General features: G+C 59.6%; 1 protein-coding gene. It reads right to left on the minus strand.

The window, feature by feature from the left end; all coding sequences use genetic code 11:
* Positions 1 to 219: 219 nt before the first annotated feature.
* On the minus strand, positions 220 to 1,500 hold the full coding sequence (locus tag C7455_RS19755) for an IS110 family RNA-guided transposase (RefSeq protein WP_109671168.1): 1,281 nt from the start codon (positions 1,498 to 1,500) through the stop codon (positions 220 to 222).
* Between the last annotated feature and the right edge of the window lie 138 nt (positions 1,501 to 1,638).

Here is a 1,638-nt window from a genome sequence, read left to right on the forward strand (position 1 = left end):
AACGTCCTAGCTCGGGAACAAAACGCCGTTTAGGGCGTCAGATCACGGGGCATCCGAGCGACCGGATACCTTCTGAATAGTTGCCCAGGCGGGCTCCGCCGTCAAGAAGTGGTCTCTTCCATAGCAAATACAGGGTCGGTCTGGAAGCCGCCCTCACCGTCCTTAAGACGAGATCCTAAATCCCAAGCGGAAGGCCCGAACATTATCTACGAGGTCGCGTCATGCGCCTCCACGGCCCTTTGAGAGAGAGGTCCTTCCGCCTGGGCTCGTCCCCTCGAAGAAGGGACGATAGGGTTCGCCGGATTTGATCACGGCGTGAATGGTGCGTGCCATCTTTGCGGCGATGGCGGTGTAGGCCTTACGGCGTAGATCCGGATTGTGCCGGTCCTGCGCGATGTAGCGCTCGAATTTGTCGCGGAAGCTGTTGGCCTTCTTCAGGACCGCAGTCTGCCCTGCCAGCCACAAAGTGCGGCGCAGGCGGGCATTGCCATATTTGGATATCTTGCTTCGACCGCGGAACATGCCGGACTGGACGGTGGCCAGATCCATGCCGCAGAACTTCAAAAACTGCCGGTGATGATGAAAGCGACGCAGGTCTCCCGTCTCGGCCAGGATGGTCATCGCGTTGATTGGCCCGATGCCGGGAATGGTGCGCAGCAGTTGGTAGTCAGGGCGCTCGCCCAGCAGTTCGACGGCCCGATCTTCGATGGCATTGCGCTGCCGGATCAGGCTCCGCCCTTCGGCCAGCATCATGCGGAACATACGAACGGCGTCAGAATCTGGCGCGACGGGCAGCCCGGCAGACACCTTTGCTGTCTCGTAAATATCTGACAACAGGAGAGACTTCTCGACCTTGCGCCCAACCACCTCCCAGGCAGTCGTGGTGAACTCCTCCTTGGTCATGGCTGAGATCATGTGCGGCGAAGGGAACATCTCGAGGAAAGCCAGGAACCAGTCTGTGCGTGAGCTGCGATGGAAACGATCGGCTTCCGGGAAGTAAAGTGGCAGGTAATGTGTCAGGATCCGGTGCCACAGCTCGGTCTTGGACCGTGACACCGCATCATGGGTCTTGGACAATTCCTGAATGTCGTTCGTGCCGACCACCATCGGGTCCTGGAATATCTGCACCGCCCCGATCTGCAGCATGTGCAAAATGACCTGGGCATCCTTCGGATCGTTCTTGTCCCAGCTGTTGTGCAGCGCCTCTCGCGTGCGGGCCAGGGCGACCGAGGACACCAGCTTCAGATCGAACCCGGCGACGCCGAGATGATACATCAGCACCCGATGGTAGTTGCCAGTTGCCTCGAAGCCGATCCGGACCGGCAGACCATATTCCCGCAAGATCGTGATCAGGCGCGCGAAGTCATCAATGCTGTTGGTGATCGTGAGCCGCCGCCGGCGCGTCTTGCCCGGGATGGCAATCAGCACCTCGTGCCGGTGTTTGGAAATGTCGATGCCTACCAGAACGCGGGCATCCGAAGTATGCTCAACCTTGGCCATGGCCGGTCTCCTATGTGGTGTGGTTCGCAAAACCACCATAGAGACCCGAGACCCGGTTATGGCCGCCTGCGCAGCCTCCAGAATTGCGCAGCAGGCGGCCATAACCTTCTACGGCGCGTCATTCCCAACATGCTATGG

It is taken from the genome of Roseicyclus mahoneyensis (assembly GCF_003148775.1).
GTDB classification, from domain to species: domain Bacteria; phylum Pseudomonadota; class Alphaproteobacteria; order Rhodobacterales; family Rhodobacteraceae; genus Roseicyclus; species Roseicyclus mahoneyensis.